This is a genomic window from Streptomyces klenkii (assembly GCF_003626645.1).
GTDB classification, from domain to species: domain Bacteria; phylum Actinomycetota; class Actinomycetes; order Streptomycetales; family Streptomycetaceae; genus Streptomyces; species Streptomyces klenkii.
This window is the reverse complement of the sequence record NZ_RBAM01000003.1, coordinates 237,981-255,366: the sequence shown is the minus strand read 5'-3', so window position 1 is coordinate 255,366 and position 17,386 is coordinate 237,981. Positions and strand designations below refer to the sequence as shown.

Below are 17,386 nucleotides of genomic sequence, written 5' to 3'. Positions count from 1 at the left end.
TCATGGCTGCGTGCGGCGCTACTCGTCCCATCCACGCCTTTCGCTGCGCCCAGTGTACGGGGCGGGACCGGACGCGGCCCACCGGTTTCGGCCGGGGCCGGGCGGGGGACGGGTGCGGTCCGATTACAGGGCCGGGGGCGGGGCACAACCGAGGAGACCGGCGTGCCCCGTTGCCGCGTGCCCGGTGGAGTTTTATCGTTCCGGCACGATTCGCGCGCAAGATCATAAAATGTGAAGGGGCCGCGGTCATGGTGGCGAAGAGAGCGGGGTCCGCGGGGTCCGCCGCCGCGGGGGTCGCGTCCCGGGCCGCGGGTGCCGGTTCCGGCGCGAGCACCGTGGGGAAGGCGGCCCCGGCCGAGAAGGCCTCCGCGAAGGGCGCGGCCGCGCCTAAGGCCGGTCCGTCCGCCGAGAAGACCGCGTCGGCCGGAAGGACCGCCCCGGCCCGTAAGGCGGCGGCGTCCGCCGGGACCGCTCCCGCGACCAAGAAGCCGGCCGGCAAGAAGGCGGCGCCTGCGGGGAAGGCAGGGGCGAAGGCGGCTGCGCCGGCCGCGGCCAAGAAGCCGGCAGGCAAAAAGGCTGCTGTCCAGAAGGCCGCCGAGAAGACCGCACCCGCCAGGACGGCCCCCGTGGCCGGGAAGACCGCCGCCGCGAAGACTGCCGCCAAGGGAGCAGCCCCCGAATCCGCCGGCGGCAAGGCCGCGCCTGCCAAGGCGTCCGCCGGCAGGAAGGCCGCGGGTAAGGCCGGGACTGTGCCTGCGGGGGAATCGGCGGGGAGGGGCGCTGCCGAGGGGGCGGCTCCCAGGGTTGCCGGCCGCAAGGCCGTGTCTGCCGGCAAGAAGGCGGCTCCGGCCAAGAAGGCCACCGGCAAGGCCGGAGCGGCGCCTGCCGGGGAGTCGGCGGGCAAGGCTGCCGCCGGGAAGACGGTCGCGAAGCGTGCGGCCTCGGCCTCGGCTGACGCGAAGTCCGCCGGCAAGGCGTCCGCGGCGCCTGCCGCCAAGAAGGCCACCGGCAAGGCCGTCGCCAAGAAGACGGCCGCCGCCGCGAAGGCTGCCGCCGAGGCGCCCGCTGTCAGGAAGACCACCGCGAAGAAGGCCGCAGGCAAGGCCGCCGCAGCGGCCGCCGCCGCGGGGGCGGCCACCAAGACTGCCGGCCGCAAGGCCGCGTCCGCTCGGAAAGACGCCCGCGCGCGGGGACCCCTCGTCGGGACCCCCGCGGCAGCGGAACCGGCCGTCGAGGCCGAAAACGCCGCACCTGCCCAGAAGGCGGTGCCCCCTGAGAAGACGGGAGCCAGGACGGTGGCTGCGAAGAAGACCATGGACGGGACACAGGCCGCCGGGAAGGTGCCGGGGGCCCGGTCGGGGCCCGCGGGGCCCGGTGAGCTGGCCGTGAGGCCGGGGGAGGAGCCCTGGTCGCCCGCGGAGGTGACCGAGGCCCGTACGGAGTTGCAGAGCGAGGTGCTGCGGCTGCGCGCGGAGATCGCCCACTCCCAGGAGGCGATCAGCGGCCTGATGCGCGATTCGGGCGACGGCGCGGGCGACGACCAGGCCGACACCGGCACCAAGAACATCACCCGGGAGCACGAACTGGCCCTGGCGGCGAACGCCCGCGAGATGCTGGACCAGACCGAGCGCGCGCTGGAGCGCCTCGACGCGGGCACCTACGGGCTCTGCGAGAACTGCGGGAAGCCCATCGGGAAGGCCCGCATGCAGGCTTTCCCGCGGGCCACCCTGTGCGTGGAGTGCAAACAGCGGCAGGAACGCCGCTGACCCGCCCGCGCGCGTGTGCCGTACCCTCGTCCTCAGTCAGGCAGGCCCTGGCCCCCGGGACGACGTCGAAGGACTCACGTGACAGAGGCGGAACAGACCACCACCGGCACACCGGCGGCCGCGGCGGACGCCACGGCCAAAGGCAGGCGGCGCATCGGTGTGCTCCTGGCCGTGGCCGCCTTCGCCTACCTCCTGGACCTCGGCAGCAAGCTGCTCGTGGTCGCCAAGCTGGAGCACCACGACCCGATCGAGGTGATCGGCACCTGGCTCCAGCTGGAGGTCATCCGCAACCGCGGCGCCGCCTTCGGCATCGGCGAGGCGATGACGATCGTCTTCACGGTGATCGCCTCCGCCGTGATCGTGGTGATCGCCCGGATCGCCCGGAAGCTCTACAGCCTGCCGTGGGCGATCGCGCTGGGCCTGCTGCTCGGCGGCGCGCTGGGCAACCTCACCGACCGCCTCTTCCGCTCGCCGGGCGGCTTCCAGGGCGGCGTGGTCGACTTCATCGCGCCGTCCGGATTCGCGGTCTTCAACCTCGCCGACTCCGCGATCGTGTGCGGCGGTTTCCTCATCGTGATCCTGTCCTTCCGCGGCCTGGACCCGGACGGCACCGTCCACCAGGACTGAGCCCCGGGGTCCACCAGGACTGAGCCCGGGGCGGGGGTGTCGCACCCGTCCGTCATACTCGACGGGTGAGCACCATTCCCGAGATCCGCGCCCTGCCCGTACCCGACGGCCTGGAGGGCGAGCGCGTCGACGCCGCAATCGCCCGCATGTTCGGCTTTTCCCGCACGAAGGCGGCCGAGCTGGCGGCCGCGGGCAAGGTCCAGCTCGACGGCGCGGAGGCCGGGAAGTCCGACCGGGTGACCGGCGGGGCCTGGCTGGAGGTCGAGATGCCCGCCGCGCCCGCGCCGGTGCAGATCGTCGCCGAGCCCGTCGAGGGCATGGAGATCGTCCATGACGACGACGACATCGTCGTGATCGTCAAGCCGGTCGGCGTGGCCGCGCACCCCAGCCCCGGCTGGACGGGCCCGACCGTCATCGGCGGCCTGGCCGCCGCGGGCTACCGCATCTCCACCTCCGGCGCCGCCGAGCGCCAGGGCATCGTCCACCGCCTGGACGTCGGCACCTCGGGCCTGATGGTCGTCGCCAAGTCCGAGCGCGCGTACACCCTGCTCAAGCAGCAGTTCCGTGAGCGCACGGTCGACAAGCGCTACCACACGCTGGTCCAGGGCCACCCGGATCCGATGAGCGGCACCATCGACGCCCCCATCGGCCGCCACCCCAACCACGACTACAAGTGGGCGGTCACCGCCGAGGGCAAGCCCTCGGTCACCCACTACGACCTGATCGAGGCGTTCCGCGCCGCCAGCCTGCTGGACGTGAAGCTGGAGACCGGCCGCACGCACCAGATCCGCGTGCACATGGCCGCCCACCGCCACCCCTGCGTCGGCGACCTCACCTACGGCGCCGACCCCACCCTCGCCAAGCGCCTCAAGCTCACCCGCCAGTGGCTGCACGCGGTGCGGCTCGGCTTCGAGCACCCCGAGGACGGCCGCTGGGTCGAGTTCGCGAGCGAATACCCCGAGGACCTCCAGCGCGCGCTGGACACGGTGCGCGCCGAGAGCGCGTAACCGGGCCGGGCGCGCGTAGCCGGGCCGGGCCCCGTGGGGCGGGCCGGGGGCGGTTGAGGCAGGCTGGAGGCCTGTTCGACCGCACCGACCCGCCCGGAGGGCATCCGTGGACCAGCTCGCCCTGCTCTTCGTGCTGCTGTTCGGGGCGCTGGTCACCGTGCCGCTGGGGGACCGGCTGGGGCTGCCGTCCCCGGTGCTGATGACGCTCGGCGGGATCGTCCTCGCCCTGCTGCCGTTCGTGCCCAACGTGGCCGTCCCGCCGGAGTTCATCCTCCCGCTGGTGCTCCCGCCGCTGCTCTACGCCTCCGCCCAGCGCACCTCGTGGCGGCAGTTCGCCGCCAACCGGCGGCCGATCTTCCTGCTGGCCGTGGCGCTGGTCTTCGTCACCACCGCGGCCGTCGCCGCCGTCGCCGACGCGATCGTGCCCGGCATCTCGCTCGCCGCGGCCGTCGCCCTCGGCGCGCTCGTCGCCCCGCCCGACCCGGTCGCCGCCACCGCCGTCGCGGGCTCCCTGGGGCTGCCGCGCCGCCTGGTCTCCATCCTGGAGGGCGAGGGGCTCTTCAACGACGTCACCGCCATCGTGCTCTACCACGTGGCCATCGCGGCCGCCGTCAGCGGCAGCTTCTCGCTGCCGCGGGCGATCGGCGAGCTGGTGCTGTCGGCCGTGGTCGCCGTCGCGATCGGCCTGGCCCTCGGCTGGGCCACCAAGCGGCTCATGGACATGCTCGGCGACGCCACGCTCCAGATCGGGCTCACCCTGCTGGTGCCGTTCGTCGCCTACGTCCTCGCCGAGGAGCTCAAGGGCTCCGGAGTGCTCGCGGTGCTCACCACCGCCCTCTTCCTCGCCGAGTACGCGACCGACGCCGACGACGTCCTCGGGCGGCTGGCCGGGCACACCTTCTGGGAGATCATCGACACCCTCGTCACCGGCGTCGCCTTCGGCCTCGTCGGCCTGGAGCTCCACAACGCCATCGCCACCGCGTCCGGCCGCTGGGGCGAGATGCTGGGCATCGGCGCCGTCGTCGTCGCGGTCGTCGTGGGCGTCCGGCTGCTGTGGCTGCTGCCGGCCGCCTGGCTGGCCAAGAGGCTGCACAAGCGGCGGGACGTCGACGAGGACATCCTGGTGAGCTGGCGCGAGACGGTGGTGATGTGGTGGTCCGGGATGCGCGGCGTGGCGTCCGTGGCGCTCGCCCTGGCCATCCCCCTGACCACGGACGCCAAGGAGCCCTTCCCCGCCCGGGACGAGATCCTCTTCGTCGCCTTCGCCGTCATCGTCTCCACCCTCGTCGTCCAGGGCCTGACGTTGCCCTGGCTGGTCAAGCGGCTCGGCGTGCGCGCCGACTCCGACGCGAGCCGGGAGCTGGAGCGGCAGCTGGCCGTGCGCGCGGCGAAGGCGGCGCGGCACCGGCTGTGGGAGATCGTGGCGGAAGAGGACCTCTCCGAGGACATGATGGAGATGCTGGGCCGGCGCGCGTTCGACATGGGCGCCAGGATCAGCCCCGAGATGGTCGACGAGGAACGGCGCGAGGCGCACGCGCAGCGTGTCGAGCGGCTCCAGACGATCCAGCGGGTGCAGGGGGAACTGCTTTCGGCGGCCCGCCGCGAGGTGCTGGCCGCACGCTCGGAACCGGGCGCGGACCCGGAGGTCGTGGACCGTGTCCTCCGCCACTTGGACGTCCGCAGCCTCCGCGGCTGACGCCGGGTCCGTATGACGTACGGGGTACGCCCGGTTCCGGCACCGCCGGTCTGCGCCGCGGTGGCTGATCGCCGCTGCGGCGGATTCAGAGAGGCGAGGCCTCTCGCTCCCGCGCCGGGCAGGGCCGGGAGGGGCGCGGCCCCTCGGCCGGGGGTTGGTGGTGCGTTCGGGGGCGCAGGCCGTTCGGCGAGTGCCGGCACCAGCAGTGTCTTGCCGCCGGCAAGAAAGTTTCCGCCGCAGCGGTGCTCAGCCACCACGGTGGATTCCGGCGGTGCCGCACCGGGCGCAACCCGTACCGTGGAGGAACCCGGGCGGAGCCTACGTCGTGCCGGGGCCCGGGCCGATGTCTTCCGAGCGCGGTGGCGCCTGGCGCCGGTCGGGGGCCTGTTCCAGGCCCGGCGCCGGCGCCGTGTTGATGCGCGGGAGCGCGTACGGATGCTCCCGCCGCAGCCACTCGATCAGCCGCTCCCGCACCACGCACCGCAGCGCCCAGATGTCGTCCGCGTCCTTCGCCGTCACCAGCGCCCGCACCTGGATCGTCGACGGCGTCGTATCGGTGATCACCAGGCTCCAGGACCGCCCGTCCCACTCGGGCAGCCCCCGGAGGATCTCGTGGAGCCGCTCCCGCATGAGGTCTATCGGCGTCGAGTGGTCCAGGTGGAGGAAGACCGTCCCGGTCATCCGCGGGTTGCTGCGGGACCAGTTCTCGAACGGCCGGCTGGTGAAGTACGAGACCGGCATCGTGATGCGCCGCTCGTCCCACGTGGTGACGACCAGATAGGTGAGCGTGATCTCCTCCACGCGCCCCCACTCGCCGTCGACGACGACGGTGTCCCCGATCCGCACGATGTCGCCGAAGGCGATCTGGAGCCCGGCGAAGAGGTTCGCGAGGGTGGACTGGGCCGCCACACCGGCGACGATGCCGATGAGCCCGGCCGAGGCCAGCACGGACACCCCGGCGGTCCGCATGGCGGGGAACGTCAGCAGCATCGCCGCCACGGCCACCACGCACACGGCCGCCGTGACGACCCGCTGGATCAGCGTCACCTGGGTCCGCACCCGCCGCACCCGGGCCGCGTCCGCGGCCCGCGCGGCGTAGCGCGCGTAGGAGGCCTCCACTATGGCGACGGCGACCCGGACCAGCAGCCACGCGCAGGCGCCGATCAGCACGAGCGTCAGCACCTGCCCGACGGCGTCCTCGTGGTCCTCCAGGACGCCGGCCGAGCGGAAGCTGCCGCGCAGCAGGGCCGTGCACAGCACGACCTGGAGCGGCAGGCGGCAGCGGTGGAGCAGGTCCCACAGCGGTGTCTCGGGGTGCCGCGCGTCGACTCTGCGCAGCACGTGGTCGGCGAGCCACCCCACGACAAGGGTGACGATCAGCGCCCCGCCGACGACGGACAGCGGACGCAGTACGCCCTCCATGGACACCTCAGCTCCTTCCGGCCGGCCGTGCTCACCGGGTGGCGCTCCCTCCGACCGTAACTGGCACGATGGGGAGCACGCGATCCACCTGTTAGGAAGTGACTCCAGTGGCGTCCTCTACCACGATTGTCCTTTTTCATTCGGCCTACGGCCTGAGGCCTGCCGTGCACGCCGCCGCCGAGCGCCTTCGCGCCGCCGGGCACGAGGTGCACGTACCGGACCTCTACGAGGGCCGGACGGCGGAGACGGTCGAGGACGGCATGGCCGTCAAGGACGAGATCGGCCACGAGGAGCTGCTGCGCCGCGCGGTCACCGCGGTCGCCCCGCTGTCGGACCGCGGCCTGGTCTACGCCGGCTTCTCGCTCGGCGCCGCGATCGCGCAGAACCTGGCGCTGGGCGACGAGAAGGCCCGCGGCCTGCTGCTCCTGCACGGTACGTCCGACCTCGCCGAGGGCGCCTCCGTGGACGAGCTGCCCGTGCAGCTGCACGTCGCCGACCCGGACCCGTTCGAGCCGCACGACTGGCTCAACGCGTGGTACCTGCGCATGGGCCGGGCCGGGGCGGACGTGGAGGTCCACAGGTACCCCGGTGCGGGGCACCTGTTCACGGACCCGGACCTCGCCGACCACGACGCGGAGGCGGCGGAGACGACGTGGCGCGTCGCGCTGGACTTCCTGGCGGAGATCGCGGGCTAGGCCCGGATCACCGGACCGGCGTCCTGACGCGCTCCACCCGCTGCGTGCCCGAACGCGTCCGGTACGAGCGGGTCCACTCCGCCGCCGACTTCGGGTCCCGCTTGTCGGAGAGGGCGTAGTAGTCCATCTGCGCCTGCTCGGGGGTGACGTCGAGGACGCCGTAGCCGTGGGAGTCCATGTCCACCCACTTCGCGTGCCGGTTGGCGGCCTGGACGGCCGCGGCCGCGGCGAGCGAGACGGTGTGCGGGGCCACGCCCAGGAGGTCGTCCAGGTTGTCGGAGCTGACCGACGTGACGACGAACTCGGTGGCGAGGGACGGCGACAGCGGGTACGTGGCGGCCTTCTTCGGCACGTCGTTGGCCCAGGACATGTGGATGTCGCCGGTCAGGAAGACGGTGTTGCCGATCCCGCGCTCGTCGAGGTGGCCGAGCAGCTCGCGCCGGTCGTCGGTGTAGCCGTCCCACTGGTCGGTGTTGGCGGCGATGCCGCCGGCGGGCAGGCCCAGCAGCTTGGCGAGCGGCTCCAGCAGGTGGGCGGGGAGGGCGCCGAAGGCGAAGGGGGAGATCATCACGGGGTTGCCGACGAGGCGCCACGTGGTGTCGGAGGAGGCGAGCCCGGTCTTGAGCCAGTCGAGCTGGGCGCGCCCGGTGATGGTGCGCTCGGGGTCGTCGACCTTGCCGTTGCCGGCCTTGACCTGCTGCGATCTGAACGATCTGAGGTCGAGCAGGTGGAGGTCGGCGAGGTTGCCGAAGCGCAGCCGGCGGTAGGTGGTGCCCGCGATGGAGGGCCGCACGGGCATCCACTCGAAGTAGGCCTGCTTGGCCGCGGCCACCCGCGCGCTCCACTCGCCCTCGGCGCCCGGCGTGTGGTTCTCGGCGCCGCCCGTCCAGGCGTCGTTGGCGAACTCGTGGTCGTCCCAGATGGCCACGAAGGGGTGGGCCTGGTGGAGGGCCTGGAGGTGGGCGTCGGTCTTGTAACGGCCGTGGCGGGTGCGGTAGTCGGCGAGGGTGACGATCTCGTGCGCGGGGGCGTGCTGCCGGACGACCTGGGCCGCGGGCGGGTAGACGCCGGTCCCGTACTCGTAGATGTAGTCGCCGAGGTGCAGGACGGCGTCGAGGTCGCGGCGGTCCGCGAGGTGGCGGTAGGCCGCGAAGTGACCGGACTCCCAGTTGGCGCACGAGACGACGCCGAAGCGGATGCCGGGGACGGCCGCGCCGGCCGTCGGCGCCGTACGGGTGCGGGCGGCCGGCGAGTGCACCCCGCCGGCCGTGAAGCGGTACCAGTAGGCGGTCGCGGGGCGCAGGCCGCGGACGTCGGCCTTGACGGTGTGGTCGGCGGCGGCCGTCGCCGTGACCGTGCCCTTGGCGACGACCTTCCCGAACGCCTCGTCCTCGGCGACCTCCCAGTCGACGTCGACGGCGGCTCCGCGGCCGGAGCCGGGGACCGCGTCGGGGGAGGGGGTCACGCGCGTCCACAGCAGGATGCCGTCGGGCAGCGGGTCGCCCGAGGCCACGCCGTGCAGGAACGCGGGCGGGTCCGCCGCGTACGCCGGGGCGGCCCCGGCGAGGGGGAGGAGCGCGACGGTTGCGGCGCCGGCCACGGCCGTGACGGCGGTGCGGCGCGATATGTGCGTTATGGAGGAATCAGCGGTCACGGGCCATCACCTTACTTCCCAGTAAGCGGCGGGGGCGGACGAGAACTGACAGTTCGTCCGCCCCTCACCCGGCCTTCACTGTTTCTTCAGTTACTTCTTCGGGCCGAACTCCTTGTCGATCGCGGCGATGAAGTTCGGCTTGGCCATCGGCGGGTTCTTGCCGTCGGGGCCGGTCAGCTTCTTGTCGCCGTGCAGCAGCGACGGGGTGCCGCCGATCTTGTTCTTCTCGAACAGCGTGCCCATCTCGACGGCCCACTTGTCGTACGTGCCCTCGTTGACGGCCTTCTCGAAGTCCTTGTTGCCCTTCAGGGCCGGGACCTGCTGCGCGATCTCGATCAGCCGCTTGTCGTCGGCGAAGGCGTCGTCCCGCTCGTCGGGGTGGTTCTTCGGCGAGTAGAGCGCTTCCTTGTACGCGACGAAGGCGTCCGGGCTGACGTTGAGGGCGGCGCCGAGGGCGCTCACGGCGTTCTTCGAACCGGTGCCCTTGGACAGGTCGTCGATGAAGTTCACCATGACGAACCGGACCTTGTAGCGGGCGTCCTTGACGTCCTGGCGCAGCTGGGCGCCGGACTCGTTCTCGAAGGCGGCGCAGGAGGGGCAGCGCGGGTCCTCGTAGACCGTGAGGGTCTCCTTGGCCTTCGCGTCGCCGATGACGATCTCGTCGCCGTTCTCGCCCGTGGTGTTGGCGGGCTTGACCAGCGGCTTGTCGCCCGCCCAGCTGCTGCCGCCCTTGCTGTCGCCCATGTTGCTCACCGCGTAGCCGACGCCGCCGGCTATCGCGAGGACGGCGACGATGGCGCCGGCGACGAAGAGCTGACGGCGCGTCTTGTCCTTCTTGGCCTGGCGCTCGCGCTCGGCGCGCAGCCGCTCGCGCGCGGCCTGCTTGTTCTGCTGGTTGTTGCGGTTGCTCATGACGTCTTCTCCGGTTCGTACGAGTGGGGGTGGACCGCGTGGCTCAGGCAGGTGCGGGAGCGAGGGGCGGTCCGCGCCGTACGACGGAGTGGACGAGGAGCGGGAGCCCGCGCGCGCGGAGGGTGCGGCGGGCGGGGCGCGGGCGCGCGGCCCGGCCGGCGGGCACCCTCAGGGCGGCGAAGGCCAGCAGCAGCGGGCCGAAGGCGAGGGTCGCCGCCGCGCGCAGCAGCCCGGCCAGGGCGGCTTCGCCGCGGCGCAGCCAGGCGGCGGCCAGCAGGCCCACCGCGACGTGGCAGGCGAGCAGCAGCCAGGGCAGTGCGGAGCCGGTGGTCGGCGCCGGGCCGCCGGGCGCGGCGGCCATGCGGGCCAGCGGGGTGCCGATCTCGCCGCGGCAGGCGAAGTCGAGGCCCAGGGAGTGCAGCGGGCCCGCGACGGGACCGCCGGCCCGGCCGTAACACGCGTGCTGGCCCGTCGTGAAGACGGTGTCCGCCGTCAGCTCCAGCGGGATCAGCAGGGCGGCGATGGAGCCGTAGCCGCGCTCACGGCCGGCGAGGGCGTAGGCGACGGCGAAGAACAGCGCCGCCAGCCCGGCGACCGTGGCCGCGGGCAGGGGCGTGCGGGAGAGCAGGACGTGCGAAGCGGCGGACAGCGTGACACAGAGCGCCGTGAAGAACGCCGCGCGCAGCGCCCTCAGTCGAACTCCCGTCCCCTCCATGAGGCCGAAGTCTGCCACGGCATCCGTTAAGTGTCGTGTCAAGATTCGGCATCACTGAACGTCACCGGAGGGGACGGGACACCGGGGTTACGGGCCTCAGGACTTGAGCGCTCCGTCGACCGCCTTGGTGTACTGATCGGGAGTGATCGGGACGTTCTTCCCGTCCTCCGCCGTCAGCTTCTTGCCGTTCATCTTGAGGGTGGGGGTGCCGGTGACGTCCTTGACCTTGTCGAACTCGTCGGACACCGTCAGCGCCCACTTGTCGAACGTGCCGTCCTTGACGTTCTTCTCGAAGTCCTTGTTGCCCTTGAGCGCCGGGACCTCATTGGCGACCTTCAGCAGGACGTCGTCCTTGGCGTAGTCGTCCTTCGTCTCGTTCGGGTGGTTGGCCTTGGAGTAGAGGGCCTTGTTGTAGGCGCTGAAGGCCTCGGGGCTGACGTTCAGGGCGGCGCCGAGCGCGCTGAGGGCGTTCTTGGAGCCGCTGCCGCCGAAGTTGCGGTCGAGGAACGTGGCGACGTGGTACGAGACCTTGTACTTGCCGTCCTTGACGTCCTTGTCGATGGTGTCCCCGACGCTCTGCTCGAAGACGGAGCAGATCGGGCAGCGCATGTCCTGGTAGAGGTCCAGGGTGTGCTTGGCGTCCTTCTTGCCGATGAGGATCTCGGTGCCCTTGTCGCCGCCGGTGTTGGCGGGCTTGACGAGCTCCTGCTTGGAGGCGGCCTCCCAGCTCTCGTTCAGGCCGCTCTTGCCGTCCTTGCCCAGCTGGGAGACGGCCACGACGATGCCCGCGCCGACGGCCAGGACCGCGACGACGGCACCGCCGACGATCAGCTGGCGGCGCGTCCTGTCCTTCTTGGCCTGGCGCTCGCGCTCGGCGCGCAGCCGCTCGCGGGCGGTCTGCTTGTTCTCCCAGGTGTTGCGCTTGCTCATGGTGGTGCGATCTTTCCGTGGTACGTGGGGTGGGTCAGGCGGGGGTCCGGCCGAAGGCCGGTCCCGGCGGCGGCCCGCGCCGTACGACGGAGTGGACGAGGAGCGGAAGGGCGCGGCCGGGACGAGCTGCCCGCACGAACCGTACGGTCACCCCGCCGGCCGGCGGGGCGCCGGTCGCGGAGCGGAGTCGCAGCGGGCGGCACACGGCGGCCGCCGCCGCGCACAGGAGCCCGGCCAGCGCCCGCTCGCCGCGGCGCAGCCAGGCGGCGGCCAGCAGGCCGACCGCGACGTGTCCCGCGAACAGCAGCCACGGGGCGCTGCCCGGGGAGGCGAGCCGGGCGAGCGGCCCGCCTGTGCTGCCGCTGCACAGCCAGGCCAGCGCCCCCGGGGCGGAGGCGGGGTGGCCGGGGCGGCCGTAGCAGGTGTCCTGCCCGGTGGTGAAGAGCGCGGTCGCGCCGAGCTCCAGGGGGACCAGGAGGGCGGCGATGCGCCCGTAGCCGCGCTCCCGCCCGGCCAGGGAGTAGGCGAGCGCGAAGACGGCCGCGGCCGCCGCCCCCACGGTCAGCAGGGGCAGCGGCCGTCCGGACAGCAGCACGTGGGAGCCCGCGGACAGCGTGACGCACAGCGCTGTGAACAGCGCCGCGCGCAGTGCTCGCACCCATGCCGCCGATATGTCCATGAAGAACGAGTCTGGCACGGCCCGCCGTAAGCCTTGGCTAAAGGGTGCGCCCCACGGCCGGGGCCGGGGCCTAGAGGCCCGGGATGCGGCCGTTGCGGAAGAGGTCCACGAAGATCTGGTGGTCAGCGCGGGCCCGGGCCCCGTAGGAGTGGGCGAAGTCCACCAGGAGCTCCGGGAAGCCCTCCTCGTCGGCGGCTATCACGGCGTCGATGGCCCGCTCGGTGGAGAAGGGCACCAGCGAGTGGCCGCTCTGGTCGTCCGCCGCCGCGTGCATGGTGGCCGTCGCCCGGCCCAGGTCGGCGACGACGGCCGCGATCTCGGCCGGGTCGTCCAGGTCGGACCAGTCGAGGTCGACGGCGTACGGCGAGACCTCGGCGACCAGCTGCCCGTAGCTCCGGCCTCCTTCCTGGATCTCCGTCCAGCCGAGCCACGGGTCGGCGTGCGCCTGGAGCGCGCGCTGCGAGATCACCGTGCGGTGGCCCTCGTGGTGGAAGTAGTCGCGCACGGCCCGGTCGGTGATGTGCCGGGAGACCGCCGGGGTCTGCGCCTGCTTCATGTAGATGACGACGTCGTTCTCCAGGGCGTCGCTGTTGCCCTCCAGGAGGATGTTGTACGAGGGCAGGCCGGCGCTGCCGATCCCGATGCCGCGGCGGCCGACGACGTCCTTGACGCGGTAGGAGTCGGGGCGGGCGAGGCTGGTGTCGGGCAGCGTCTCCAGATAGCCGTCGAAGGCCGCGAGGACCTTGTAGCGGGTGGCGGCGTCCAGCTCGATCGCGCCGGCGTCGGCGGTGAAGCGGCGGTCGTGCTCGCGGATCTCCGTCATCGAGGCGAGCAGCCCGAAGCGCGTCATGGAGCGCGCCTCGCGCAGGGCGCCGAGCAGCGGGCCGCCGGCGGTGTCGAGCGTGAACGGCGGCAGCTCGTCGTCGGCGGCCCCGGCGGCCAGGGCGTGGATGCGCTCGCGGTAGGCGGCGGCGTAGATCCGCACCAGCTCGGTGATCTTCTCGTCGCTGAGCGCCTTGGTGTAGCCGATCAGGGCGACGGAGGCGGCGAAGCGCTGGAGGTCCCAGGTGAAGGGGCCGACGTAGGCCTCGTCGAAGTCGTTGACGTTGAAGATCAGGCGGCCGTTGGCGTCCATGTACGTGCCGAAGTTCTCGGCGTGGAGGTCGCCGTGGATCCACACCCGGCTGGTGCGCTCGTCCAGGTACGGGCCGGTGGCGCCTTCCGGGGCCCGCTCGGCCATGTCCCGGTAGAAGAGGCACGCCGTGCCCCGGTAGAAGGCGAAGGCGGAGGCCGCCATCTTCCGGAACTTGACCCGGAAGGCGGCGGGGTCGGCCGCGAGGAGCTCACCGAAGGCGGTGTCGAAAACGGCAAGGATCTCCTCGCCGCGCTGCGCGGCCCGGTCGTGCTCGGTCGCCATCGCGGGGTCCTCCTGGGGTGGGGCATGGAACGAACATGTGTGCTGACGTGCTCAACGCGTGAGGGTACCGGCGCGTGCCCGCGGCTGTCGGTGGGGGCCGGTAACCTTCAAAACAGTCCCGTTGCGTCCGCTGCGTCCCGCTGCCCGCCCCCGCCGGAGGTCTCCCACCGTGGCCAACAAGCCGCCCTTCACGCACCTGCACGTCCACACCCAGTACTCCCTGCTGGACGGTGCCGCGCGGCTCAAGGACATGTTCAATGCCTGCAATGAGATGGGCATGACACACATCGCCATGTCCGACCACGGCAACCTGCACGGGGCGTACGACTTCTTCCACCAGGCGAAGAAGGCGGAGATCACCCCGATCATCGGCATCGAGGCCTACGTCGCCCCGGAGTCCCGGCGCAACAAGCGCCGCATCCAGTGGGGCCAGCCCCACCAGAAGCGCGACGACGTCTCGGGTTCGGGTGGTTACACCCACAAGACGATCTGGGCGGCCGACGTGAACGGCCTGCACAACCTCTTCCGCCTCTCCTCCGACGCCTACGCCGAGGGCTGGCTCACGAAGTGGCCCCGCATGGACAAGGAGACCATCGCCCAGTGGTCCGAGGGCCTGATCGCCTCGACCGGCTGCCCGTCCGGCGAGGTGCAGACCCGGCTCCGGCTCGGCCAGTTCGACGAGGCCGTCCAGGCCGCCAGCGACTACAAGGACATCTTCGGCGAGGGCCGGTACTTCCTGGAGCTGATGGACCACGGCATCGAGATCGAGCGCCGCGTCCGCGACGGCCTGCTGGAGATCGGCAAGAAGCTCGGCATCCCGCCCCTGGTCACCAACGACTCGCACTACACCTACGCCCATGAGGCCGAGGCCCACGACGCCCTGCTCTGCATCCAGACCGGCAAGAACCTCTCGGACCCCGACCGCTTCCGCTTCGACGGCTCCGGCTACTACCTGAAGTCCACGGACGAGATGTACGCCATCGACTCCTCGGACGCCTGGCAGCAGGGCTGCGCGAACACCCGCCTGGTCGCCGAGCAGATCAACACCGACGGCATGTTCACGGCCAAGAACCTCATGCCGAAGTTCGACATCCCCGACGGCTACACCGAGGTCACCTGGTTCCGCGAGGAGACCATGCGCGGGATGCACCGCCGCTTCCCCGGCGGCATCCCCGACGACCGCATGAAGCAGGTCGAGTACGAGATGGACACCATCATCTCGATGGGCTTCCCGGGCTACTTCCTCGTGGTCGCCGACTTCATCATGTGGGCCAAGAAGCAGGGCATCGCCGTCGGCCCCGGCCGCGGCTCCGCGGCCGGCTCGATCGTGGCCTACGCCATGGGCATCACCGACCTCGACCCCATCCCGCACGGCCTGATCTTCGAGCGCTTCCTCAACCCCGAGCGCATCTCGATGCCCGATGTCGACATCGACTTCGACGAGCGCCGGCGCGCCGAGGTCATCCGCTACGTGACCGAGAAGTACGGCGCCGACAAGGTCGCCATGATCGGCACCTACGGCACCATCAAGGCCAAGAACGCGATCAAGGACTCCGCCCGCGTCCTCGGCTATCCGTACGCGATGGGCGACCGCCTCACCAAGGCCATGCCCGCCGACGTCCTCGGCAAGGGCATCCCGCTCTCCGGCATCCTCGACCCGCAGCACCCGCGCTACAGCGAGGCCGGCGAGATCCGCGGGATGTACGAGAACGAGCCGGACGTCAAGAAGGTCATCGACACCGCGCGCGGCGTCGAGGGCCTGGTCCGGCAGATGGGCGTGCACGCGGCCGGCGTGATCATGTCCAGCGAGGCGATCACCGACCACGTCCCGGTCTGGGTCCGGCACACCGACGGCGTCACCATCACGCAGTGGGACTACCCGAGCTGTGAGTCGCTCGGCCTGCTGAAGATGGACTTCCTCGGCCTGCGCAACCTCACGATCATGGACGACGCCGTCAAGATGGTGAAGGCCAACAAGGGGATCGACATCGATCTCCTGAGCCTGCCGCTCGACGACCCCAAGACCTTCGAGCTGCTCCAGCGCGGCGACACCCTCGGCGTCTTCCAGTTCGACGGCGGGCCCATGCGGTCCCTCCTGCGGCTGATGAAGCCCGACAACTTCGAAGACATCTCCGCCGTGTCCGCGCTGTACCGCCCGGGCCCGATGGGCATGAACTCGCACACGAACTACGCCCTGCGCAAGAACGGCCAGCAGGAGATCACGCCGATCCACCCGGAGCTGAAGGAGCCCCTGGAAGAGGTCCTCGGCGTCACCTACGGTCTGATCGTCTACCAGGAGCAGGTGCAGAAGGCCGCCCAGATCGTCGCCGGGTACTCGCTCGGCGAGGCCGACATCCTCCGCCGCGTCATGGGCAAGAAGAAGCCCGACGAGCTCGCGAAGAACTTCGTCTTCTTCAAGGAGGGCGCGCAGAAGAAGGGCTTCTCCGACGAGGCCATCCAGGCCCTGTGGGACGTGCTGGTCCCCTTCGCCGGTTACGCCTTCAACAAGGCCCACTCCGCCGCGTACGGCCTCGTCTCGTACTGGACGGCCTACCTCAAGGCGAACTACCCCGCCGAGTACATGTCCGGGCTGCTCACTTCGGTGCGCGACGACAAGGACAAGTCGGCGATCTACCTGAACGAGTGCCGGCGCATGGGCATCAAGGTGCTCCCGCCGAACGTCAACGAATCCGAGGCCAACTTCGCCGCCCAGGGCGACGACGTGATCCTCTTCGGCCTCACCGCCGTCCGCAACGTCGGGCAGAACGTGGTCGACTCGATCATCCGCTGCCGCAAGTCCAAGGGGAAGTACAGCTCCTTCCCCGACTTCCTCGACAAGGTCGAGGCCGTCGTCTGCAACAAGCGCACCGTCGAATCTCTGATCAAGGCCGGCGCCTTCGACGAGATGGGCCACACCCGCAAGGGCCTCACCGCGCACTACGAACCGATGATCGACAACGTCGTCCAGGTCAAGCGCAAGGAGGCCGAGGGCCAGTTCGACCTCTTCGGCGGCATGGGCGACGACACCGCCGACGACGGGCCCGGCTTCGGGCTGGACGTGGAGTTCTCCGACGTCGAGTGGGAGAAGTCCTACCTCCTCGCGCAGGAGCGCGAGATGCTCGGCCTCTACGTCTCCGACCACCCGCTCTTCGGCATCGAGCACGTCCTCAACGACAAGGCCGACGCCGCGATCGCCCAGCTCACCGGCGGTGAGCACGCCGACGGCGCGATCGTCACCATCGGCGGCATCATCTCGGGCCTCCAGCGCAAGATGACCAAGCAGGGCAACGCCTGGGCCATCGCCACCGTCGAGGACCTGGCCGGCTCCATCGACTGCATGTTCTTCCCCGCCACCTACCAGCTGGTCTCCACCCAGCTCGTCGAGGACGCCGTCGTCTTCGTCAAGGGCCGCCTCGACAAGCGTGAGGACGTCCCGCGCCTGGTGGCCATGGAGCTGATGGTTCCCGACCTGTCGAACGCGGGCACCAACGCCCCCGTGATCATCACCATCCCCACGGTGAAGGTCACCCCGCCCATGGTGGAGCGGCTCGGCCAGGTCCTCACCCACCACCGCGGCTCCACCGAGGTGCGGATCAAGCTCCAGGGGCCGCGGAAGACCACCGTCCTGCGCCTGGACCGGCACCGGGTCACCCCCGACCCGGCCCTCTTCGGCGACCTGAAGCAGCTGCTCGGCCCGTCCTGCCTGGCGGGCTGAGCACCCGGCGGGCGCCGGCTTGAGTAACCCGCTGGCCCGTCGGGCACCCTGCCGGTGCCCGCCGTGCCCGCACCCGCGCATGAGGGGCGCACCCGGATCAGCCGGGTGCGCCCCTCATGCGCATCAAAGCGCCGGTGAGCGCCCTCTCCTG

General features: G+C 71.5%; 13 protein-coding genes. 6 read left to right on the top strand and 7 right to left on the bottom strand.

Annotated features, from left to right (window positions below; genetic code table 11):
* The first annotated feature begins 248 nt into the window (after positions 1–248).
* The 4 genes from D7231_RS07860 (at position 249) to D7231_RS07845 (ending at position 5,096) form a co-directional block, all read left to right on the top strand.
* A complete protein-coding gene (locus D7231_RS07860; protein WP_120754219.1) occupies positions 249–1,766 on the top strand; it encodes a TraR/DksA family transcriptional regulator in 1,518 nt (505 codons plus the stop codon).
* 78 nt (positions 1,767–1,844) lie between these two features.
* On the top strand, positions 1,845–2,393 hold the full coding sequence (gene lspA, locus D7231_RS07855; protein WP_194960945.1) for a signal peptidase II: 549 nt from the start codon (positions 1,845–1,847) through the stop codon (positions 2,391–2,393).
* Positions 2,394–2,458: 65 nt separating this feature from the next.
* Positions 2,459–3,400 (top strand): RluA family pseudouridine synthase, encoded by a 942-nt coding sequence (locus D7231_RS07850; protein ID WP_030364717.1) that lies wholly within the window; start codon positions 2,459–2,461, stop codon positions 3,398–3,400.
* A gap of 106 nt (positions 3,401–3,506) precedes the next feature.
* Positions 3,507–5,096: a Na+/H+ antiporter gene (locus D7231_RS07845; RefSeq protein ID WP_120754217.1), complete on the top strand. Its 1,590-nt coding sequence runs from the start codon at positions 3,507–3,509 to the stop codon at positions 5,094–5,096.
* Between the two features lie 318 nt (positions 5,097–5,414).
* Here the strand turns inward: D7231_RS07845 and D7231_RS07840 are convergent, their stop codons facing one another.
* A complete protein-coding gene (locus D7231_RS07840) occupies positions 5,415–6,518 on the bottom strand; it encodes a mechanosensitive ion channel family protein (RefSeq protein WP_120754596.1) in 1,104 nt (367 codons plus the stop codon).
* 107 nt (positions 6,519–6,625) lie between these two features.
* On the opposite strand from D7231_RS07840, the gene D7231_RS07835 reads away from it, so the two are divergent.
* Positions 6,626–7,213 (top strand): dienelactone hydrolase family protein, encoded by a 588-nt coding sequence (locus D7231_RS07835; protein ID WP_120754216.1) that lies wholly within the window; start codon positions 6,626–6,628, stop codon positions 7,211–7,213.
* 7 nt (positions 7,214–7,220) lie between these two features.
* Here the strand turns inward: D7231_RS07835 and D7231_RS07830 are convergent, their stop codons facing one another.
* The 6 genes from D7231_RS07830 to D7231_RS07805 form a co-directional block, all read right to left on the bottom strand.
* The gene (locus D7231_RS07830) at positions 7,221–8,867 is read right to left on the bottom strand and encodes an alkaline phosphatase D family protein (protein ID WP_241999613.1); all 1,647 of its coding nucleotides are present in this window, start codon (positions 8,865–8,867) and stop codon (positions 7,221–7,223) included.
* Between the two features lie 90 nt (positions 8,868–8,957).
* On the bottom strand, positions 8,958–9,779 hold the full coding sequence (locus tag D7231_RS07825; protein WP_120754215.1) for a thioredoxin domain-containing protein: 822 nt from the start codon (positions 9,777–9,779) through the stop codon (positions 8,958–8,960).
* Positions 9,780–9,822: 43 nt separating this feature from the next.
* Positions 9,823–10,494: a hypothetical protein gene (locus D7231_RS07820; protein ID WP_120754594.1), complete on the bottom strand. Its 672-nt coding sequence runs from the start codon at positions 10,492–10,494 to the stop codon at positions 9,823–9,825.
* A gap of 96 nt (positions 10,495–10,590) precedes the next feature.
* Positions 10,591–11,424 carry a thioredoxin domain-containing protein gene (locus D7231_RS07815; RefSeq protein ID WP_120754214.1) on the bottom strand — a complete coding sequence of 278 codons (834 nt, stop codon included), beginning with the start codon at positions 11,422–11,424 and terminating at the stop codon, positions 10,591–10,593.
* Between the two features lie 34 nt (positions 11,425–11,458).
* Positions 11,459–12,103: a hypothetical protein gene (locus tag D7231_RS07810; protein WP_120754213.1), complete on the bottom strand. Its 645-nt coding sequence runs from the start codon at positions 12,101–12,103 to the stop codon at positions 11,459–11,461.
* A gap of 70 nt (positions 12,104–12,173) precedes the next feature.
* Positions 12,174–13,520, bottom strand: a complete 1,347-nt coding sequence (locus D7231_RS07805; RefSeq protein WP_120754212.1) for a DUF2252 domain-containing protein — start codon at positions 13,518–13,520, stop codon at positions 12,174–12,176.
* A gap of 169 nt (positions 13,521–13,689) precedes the next feature.
* Here D7231_RS07805 and dnaE point away from each other — a divergent pair, with 169 nt between their 5' ends.
* Complete coding sequence (gene dnaE, locus D7231_RS07800) at positions 13,690–17,235, top strand: DNA polymerase III subunit alpha (protein WP_120754211.1); 3,546 nt, start codon at positions 13,690–13,692, stop codon at positions 17,233–17,235.
* The last annotated feature ends 151 nt before the right edge of the window (positions 17,236–17,386 follow it).

Excerpts from the sequence above, each read along its gene's own strand:
- D7231_RS07860 (WP_120754219.1), top strand. The coding sequence starts at position 249 with ATGGTGGCGAAGAGAGCGGGGTCCGCGGGGTCCGCCGCCGCGGGGGTC.
- D7231_RS07840 (WP_120754596.1), bottom strand. The coding sequence starts at position 6,518 with ATGGAGGGCGTACTGCGTCCGCTGTCCGTCGTCGGCGGGGCGCTGATC.
- D7231_RS07825 (WP_120754215.1), bottom strand. The coding sequence starts at position 9,779 with ATGAGCAACCGCAACAACCAGCAGAACAAGCAGGCCGCGCGCGAGCGG.
- D7231_RS07820 (WP_120754594.1), bottom strand. The coding sequence starts at position 10,494 with ATGGAGGGGACGGGAGTTCGACTGAGGGCGCTGCGCGCGGCGTTCTTC.
- D7231_RS07815 (WP_120754214.1), bottom strand. The coding sequence starts at position 11,424 with ATGAGCAAGCGCAACACCTGGGAGAACAAGCAGACCGCCCGCGAGCGG.
- D7231_RS07810 (WP_120754213.1), bottom strand. The coding sequence starts at position 12,103 with ATGGACATATCGGCGGCATGGGTGCGAGCACTGCGCGCGGCGCTGTTC.
- D7231_RS07805 (WP_120754212.1), bottom strand. The coding sequence starts at position 13,520 with ATGGCGACCGAGCACGACCGGGCCGCGCAGCGCGGCGAGGAGATCCTT.